The following is a 6,522-nucleotide window of genomic DNA, read 5'->3' on the forward strand; positions in this document are numbered from 1 at the left end:
ATCGCTTTTCCTATGGCGGCCCCCGCATCCCATACGAAAGCCGATATAGTAAAAGTGGCTTGTCTATTTCCAAACATTCGTATTTGACAACTCAGATCCAGAGGCACTCATGACCAAACAACTCAAACGTATTGGTGTTTTGACCAGTGGTGGTGACGCACCGGGTATGAACGCAGCCATTCGCGCCGTGGTGCGCGCCGGTCTGCATCATGGCCTGGAAGTTTATGGCATCTATGATGGCTACCTCGGTCTGCATCAGGACAGGATCGTCAAGCTGGAGCGCCACAGCGTCTCCGACGTGGTGAACCGTGGCGGTACCTTCCTGGGTTCTGCCCGTTTCCCCGCCTTCAAAGATCCGGCCGTGCGTGCCGAAGCGATCGAAAACCTGAAAAAACACGGCATCGATGCCCTGGTGGTGATTGGCGGTGACGGCTCCTACATGGGTGCCAAGAAGCTGACCGAAGAGGGTTTCCCCTGCATCGGCCTGCCGGGCACCATCGACAACGACATCGCCGGTACCGACTTCACCATCGGCTTTGATACCGCCCTGAACGTGGTGGTTGATGCCATTGACCGTCTGCGCGATACCTGCAGCTCCCACCACCGTATCTCAGTGGTCGAGATCATGGGTCGTCACTGCGGCGATCTGGCCATGTCTGCCGCCGTTGCCGGTGGTGCCGAGTACGTAATCGTACCGGAAGTGGCCTTTGACAAAGAGAAGCTGCTGCTGCAGATCAAGGAAGGCGAAGCAAAAGGTAAACGTCACGCCATCATCACCATCTGTGAACACGTCACCGACGTGAATGCGTTGGCCAAGGACATCGAAGCCATGACTGGCCGCGAAACCCGCGCCACCATACTGGGTCACATCCAGCGTGGTGGCTCGCCGACTGCGCGCGATCGCATCATGTCGAGCCGCATGGGTGCCTTCGCCGTCGAACAGCTGCTGGCAGGCCAGGGTGGTCGCTGCGTCGGTATCCAGGGCAACGAGATGGTGCACCACGACATCATCGACTGCATCGAGAACCTGAAGCGCCCGTTCAATCAGGAGCTGTACGATCTCTCCACCACCCTGTTCTAAGCCGCATGGCTTGCATCAGGTTGTTGTGACAAAACCCTCCGCTGGAGGGTTTTTTAATCCGCCTTGTTTACCGCAGCGTCAGCAGTAAACAGCGGCATTGCATGCCCGGCTTTACTGGCACTCCGCTTTACTCTTCATCTCACTCTTCTCGTTCGCTCGCACCACTCACACAAGACTGATTGGCTCACTCGGCCACTCAAGACCGTCACCAGGATCCGCTGACTTGCTGTGCGAAGCCAGGGGTTAGCAAGCCTTCCGCTGTCGGTGCCCATACTGGGTGATTGGGAAGTGCCTCAGTGTCCCCCTGCAACGCCAACCAGTGTCACCACTCGCCCCGCCCTTCGCCCATATTTTTCAGGCTCTTTCCTCCTATTCACCCCCATCACACTCTCAAGCTGTCGTGAAAACGCCACAAACCGCTCGGAAGAAGAAGCCGATGACAGCGCAGTGACTGTGCAGCGAGTTACTGATCAACGGCCAATAGGCCCCTGCAAATGCCAAAAATACCGACCCGCAATGTCACTCAACCCGCATCCACAGGTGCATGGCATCGGGAAAATGTGAAATCCCTTCCCGCTGGCCCCGGCGGCTCTTTATCCCAGTGAAAGCCCACCTTTTTCATCCTTTTTATCCCTCTGACTGAAAAACAAGAAGAGTGACAATCTCCTGCAAGTGACGCCACCCATGGCCTGTGCACTTTCACTGAACCAAAAACTGGATATCAACACCCTATCTCCCGCTGAGACCACCAACCCTGCTTGTGGCGACATTTTCAGGCGCAGCAGGAGGCCGTTTTTGCTCATAAAACTGGTACAACCCAATAAAAGCTCCATATAAAACCCACCACAAACATCACAACACAAGAACATAACTATTTGAATTTATATATAAAAATAGAAAATCAGCAAGTCCACCACCATAGAAATGAACAGAGTGGTGATAAAACACCCGCAAGAATACAAAAATAAGGCTTAGCGCCAACCACCACGACAATAAGCCACATAATTACATTTTGCCGTTGTGTTACTGCACAGTTATGGTATCTTGGTCCCATCAAGAGTCAGCCAAGGGAGAAAAAATATGAAAGAGTTTGTTGTTACTGCCGTTTTTACCGTGTTTTTCACTCTGGTTGCCGTCTCTCTGCCGTCCTTGTCACAGCTCTGAGCCGGTTAATTATCCAGAATCCTGTATTACTGAATGACAACCATCGCTTTGGCGCTGACTATTCCACCGCTTTCTGTCTTTTTTGACTGCCTCACTCGAGATGATGCCTGAAACGGAATTTAGAACGGGTTGATGCACACTAAACAAGCTGGACGTCACCGCCATCACCAACAAGGGGAGCCTCATAGCTCCCCTTGTTGCATTTTGTCGGCGGGATTTACTCTTGCTCCCCTGCCCGTCACAATATCCGCTGAACTCGTCACGCAGGAATTACCATGACACAAGATGCTCTTCGCCATTGGCGTCGTGATCTTCATCGTCTGCCCGAAGCGGCCTGGTGTGAATTTCGAACCAGCTCCCTCATTGCTCACCACCTATCAAAACTCGGATTTGAAGTCATGCTGGGGGACAAGCTGCTGGCCAGCAACCTCATCATGGGACGGGAGGTCGACGTACAAGCCCAGAAGGAGCGCGCCCTGCGTCAGGGGGCGCATCCCGACTGGCTGGCGCGCATTGAAGAGATAACGGGTGTGATGGGAGTATGGGACAGCGGTCGTCCCGGCCCGACCCTGGCCTTTCGCTTCGATATCGATGCGGTGGAAGTGGACGAAAGCCAGGATGAGCTGCATCCCCCCAGCCAGGAGGGGTGGCAGTCTCGCAACGCCGGTTGGATGCACGCCTGTGCCCACGACGGCCACACCGCCATCGGTTTGGTGCTGGCCGAGCGGATAGCAGCCCTGGCAGAGCGACTCAGCGGCCGCATCAAGCTGTTCTTCCAGCCCGCCGAAGAGGGGTGCCGTGGTGGCAAGGCACTGGCAGCCGGTGGTCAGCTCGACGATGTGGATGCCCTGCTGGCGCTGCACATCGGCATTCATGCGGCCAGTGGCGAACTGGTGGTCAATCCCACCGAGTTTCTCTGCTCAACCAAATTCGATGTGGAGTTTATGGGGCGCGCCGCCCACGCGGGTCTTGAGCCCAACGCGGGCAGCAACGCGCTGGCGGCAGCCTGTACGGCGACCACAGCCATGCTCGGCATTGCCCGACATCGCGATGGCATGACCCGCATCAACGTGGGCCAGCTCAGCGGTGGCAGCGGTCGCAACGTGATCCCGGGCCATGCCCGCCTGCAGGGAGAGACCCGTGGTGCCACCCCGGCGCTCAACGACTACATGTTCGGCCAGGTGCAGCAGATAGTGGAAGGGGCCGCCATGATGCAGGGAGCCACCTACCTCATTCGCAAGCAGGGGGAAGCCATCGGCATCGAGAACAGCCCGGCCCTGCTCGAAGAGATAGTGCCGCTTGCTCAGGCGCTCAAACTTGAGACCATCCACACCCGCCGCTTTGGCGCCAGCGAGGATGCGGGCTTTCTCATCGAGCGGGTGCAGCGTAACGGTGGCGAAGCCGCCTACCTGATCCTGGGGGCCAATCTGGCCGCGCCTCACCACCATCCGGAGTTCGACTTCGACGAAGCCGTGCTGGAACACGGGGTAGCCCTGCTCGAATCCTGGCTGCTCAGCCGCCTCGGTACCTGACCCCCTCAATATCACAAAAGGCAGCCTTGATGGCTGCCTTTTGTGTGTCTGGCGATCCGCTTGCTGCCCTGGTGCTTACTGCCCCAGCACTATGGTGGAGAGATGGGCGAAGTGGTGGATCTCGTGGGTCGCCTCGCACTCGGTGTCGTGACGGGCCGGATTGTACCAGCAGGTGGCCAGCCCCTGGGCCGCCGCACCGGCGATGTCGGTCTTGGGGTTGTCCCCCACCATCAACACCCGCGCGGGGCTCGGCTGCCCCATCAAGGCAAGGGTATGCTGGAAAATGGCGGCGGCCGGCTTGGTCACCTGCACTTCGTCAGAAATGACCAGCGGCTCGAACCACTCGCTCCAACCCAGTTTGCTGAGGCGGCCACGCTGCGGCAGGCTGAAGCCGTTGGTAATGATCCCCATCCTAACCTGGCCCTTGAGGGCTTCCAGTGTCTCGACGACCCCTTCAAGGGGCACGCTCAGGGCAATGATCTGCTGCAAGAAGGTGTCGTTCATCGCCATGGGCGCCACGTCCACCTGCTCGGCGAACAGGGAGAAACGGGTCTGCTGCAGGTGCGCTGCATCAATTTCGCCCGAATTGTACTGTTGCCACAGCCGGTGGTTGAGCGCGTGATACTCCGCCATCTTGGGGGGAGTGGGCGCCACACCGTAGATCTGCAGGGTCTGCTCCAGGGCCTGGGCGACCGGGAAATCGAGCAGTGTTTCGTCCAGATCGAACAACACCCAGTCATAACTTGGTACTTTCACGTTATTCCTTAATTTTCTTGTTCATCGAGTTCATGGCGGCGGCCCAACGGGCTGCCCAGCAAGTCCAGCGTCAACCTGATCCCGAATCCGGTCACTTCGCTGCTGACCACGCCATTGCCCCCCTTGCTGCGAAAACCGCTCAAATCGAGGTGCAACCAGGGGGTCTGCTGGGGCACAAAGCGGTTGAGAAAACGGGCGGCATCGATGTGATCCGGCGACGTGCCCGGCGCACACTGTAGCAGATCGGCCCACTCGCTATCGAGGTTGTCGTCGTAGTCTTCATCAAGCGGGAAGGGCCAGATCCGCTCGCCGCTGCGCTGGCCAAGACTTATCAAGTCACAGAGCCACTGGGGCCGGTTGGTAAAGGCACCGCTGTAGCGGCTGCCCAGCGCCCGTTTGCAGGCACCGGTCAGAGTGGCGTAATCGATCAGCAGATCCGGATTGTCCTGTACCGCCATGCAGAGGGTATCCGCCAGCACCATGCGCCCTTCGGCATCGGTATCCACCACCTCTATGGTGGTGCCGTTGAGCGCGGTTACCACCTCCCCCGGCCGGTAAGCCAGCGGGCCTATGTGGTTCTCTGCGATGGCAAGCCAGCAGTGCACCTCATAGGGCAGACTGGCCCGGCTGATCGCATAGAGAGCACCCAGCGCCACGGCACTGCCGCCCATGTCCAGGTGCATGCCATACATGCTGCCGGCGACCTTGAGGTTGTAGCCACCCGAGTCGTGGCAGATCCCCTTGCCCACCAGTGCCACCCGGCGCACCGGATTGGGCGGGCAGTAGCTGAGCTTGACCATGGCGGCCTGGTTGTCTTCAGAACCTCTCGCCACTGCGATGAAGGCGCCAGCGCCACGCTCGGCCAGCTGGGCCTGATCGTACTCGAACCACTGCCACCCTTCGACCTGAGCCAACTGGCGTACCCACTCCCGATAGCTGCGCGCGGTGAGATCGGAGGCTGGCGACACCGCCAGATGCCGAGCCATGCCGTTACCTTCGGCTTCGGCGTAGATCCGCGCCAGATCCAGCACACAGCGCGGTGACACCGCAATCTGCTGATAGCGCCACTCGTCCTCGACACAGTGCTTGTGACTGGGCATGGGTACGTTTGCCGCCAGCAGACAAGCCAGTGCCAGCTCGGCCAGCAGCGCCCTGTCCCCTTCGTCAAACCCTTCAAGGTGCACCCCCATCCGCTCGATCTTGAGGCCCGCCAAGGGGACTACCCAGGATCTGGCCTGCTTGTAGAGGGCGTGATCACGTACAGGATGGCTGCCCATGAAGACCACCAGTTGCAGGCTGTTATGCTGCACCAGGCTGTAGGGAGCCTTCTGGCCCAGCGCTATCTGGGTCGCCACGGGGGCGAATTCGGGCATGGCAAGGACAGGATCACGCAACTCTTCCGCGATCAGCAACAAGTTGGCCGAGAGCCCGTTGGTCATGGCCTGACTCAGGGTGGCATCATGAATATCGATTTGAGGGGGGAGATAAGTGAAATTTTGCATCATTGGGCAAGGCCCTCATCCATGAAGAGATATCACTGATGATACCCAACAAAACGCGAAGACGACCAGATTTACACTTGAAAATCAATATCAAGCGTCATGATGCACTGATGTGACGAACGGCTGGACACACAGGGAACTATAAGGAGGGGGTAATACAGAAAGAGGGAAATAACGGAAGGTTGGTTGCGGGGGCCAGATTTGAACTGACGACCTTCGGGTTATGAGCCCGACGAGCTACCGAGCTGCTCCACCCCGCGTCCGAATTGTACTGCCTTTATCACCGCGTACTACCGAGCAGAAGTAGTTCGCTGTCTTTACGTTCACCGCTTGGCATCAGCCTCGCCATGAGCACAAATAGTTGGTTGCGGGGGCCAGATTTGAACTGACGACCTTCGGGTTATGAGCCCGACGAGCTACCGAGCTGCTCCACCCCGCGTCCGAATTGTACTGCCTTTATCACCGCGTACTACCGAGCAGAAGTAGT

5 protein-coding genes and 2 tRNA genes are annotated in these 6,522 nt (G+C 58.2%); 2 read left to right on the top strand and 5 right to left on the bottom strand.

The features are described 5' to 3' along the window. The first annotated feature begins 109 nt into the window (after positions 1-109). Positions 110-1,081, top strand: coding sequence for a 6-phosphofructokinase (gene pfkA, locus GWQ27_RS07920; RefSeq protein ID WP_265422058.1), 972 nt, complete (start codon positions 110-112; stop codon positions 1,079-1,081). A gap of 593 nt (positions 1,082-1,674) precedes the next feature. Here the strand turns inward: pfkA and GWQ27_RS07925 are convergent. Further along, entirely contained in the window at positions 1,675-1,914 is a 240-nt protein-coding gene (locus GWQ27_RS07925; protein ID WP_058394421.1) for a hypothetical protein, read from the bottom strand. A gap of 606 nt (positions 1,915-2,520) precedes the next feature. On the opposite strand from GWQ27_RS07925, the gene GWQ27_RS07930 reads away from it, so the two are divergent. Continuing rightward, positions 2,521-3,777, top strand: a complete 1,257-nt coding sequence (locus GWQ27_RS07930; protein ID WP_059167486.1) for an amidohydrolase — start codon at positions 2,521-2,523, stop codon at positions 3,775-3,777. A gap of 75 nt (positions 3,778-3,852) precedes the next feature. On the opposite strand, the gene yjjG is transcribed toward GWQ27_RS07930, so the two are convergent. The 4 genes from yjjG to GWQ27_RS07950 all read right to left on the bottom strand — a co-directional run bounded on the left by yjjG (position 3,853) and on the right by GWQ27_RS07950 (position 6,474). After that, positions 3,853-4,533, bottom strand: coding sequence for a pyrimidine 5'-nucleotidase (gene yjjG / locus GWQ27_RS07935; protein WP_021140828.1), 681 nt, complete (start codon positions 4,531-4,533; stop codon positions 3,853-3,855). A gap of 8 nt (positions 4,534-4,541) precedes the next feature. Next, positions 4,542-6,038, bottom strand: a complete 1,497-nt coding sequence (locus tag GWQ27_RS07940; protein WP_275907086.1) for a leucyl aminopeptidase family protein — start codon at positions 6,036-6,038, stop codon at positions 4,542-4,544. 180 nt (positions 6,039-6,218) lie between these two features. Beyond that, a tRNA-Met gene (locus tag GWQ27_RS07945) sits at positions 6,219-6,295 on the bottom strand. Between the two features lie 102 nt (positions 6,296-6,397). Further along, positions 6,398-6,474 (bottom strand) — tRNA-Met (locus GWQ27_RS07950). Positions 6,475-6,522: the final 48 nt, after the last annotated feature.

It is taken from the genome of Aeromonas sp. 5HA1 (genome assembly GCF_029237245.1).
GTDB lineage: Bacteria > Pseudomonadota > Gammaproteobacteria > Enterobacterales > Aeromonadaceae > Aeromonas > Aeromonas salmonicida.

Excerpts from the sequence above, each read along its gene's own strand:
- pfkA (WP_265422058.1), top strand. The coding sequence starts at position 110 with ATGACCAAACAACTCAAACGTATTGGTGTTTTGACCAGTGGTGGTGAC.
- GWQ27_RS07925 (WP_058394421.1), bottom strand. The coding sequence starts at position 1,914 with ATGGAGCTTTTATTGGGTTGTACCAGTTTTATGAGCAAAAACGGCCTC.
- GWQ27_RS07930 (WP_059167486.1), top strand. The coding sequence starts at position 2,521 with ATGACACAAGATGCTCTTCGCCATTGGCGTCGTGATCTTCATCGTCTG.
- GWQ27_RS07940 (WP_275907086.1), bottom strand. The coding sequence starts at position 6,038 with ATGATGCAAAATTTCACTTATCTCCCCCCTCAAATCGATATTCATGAT.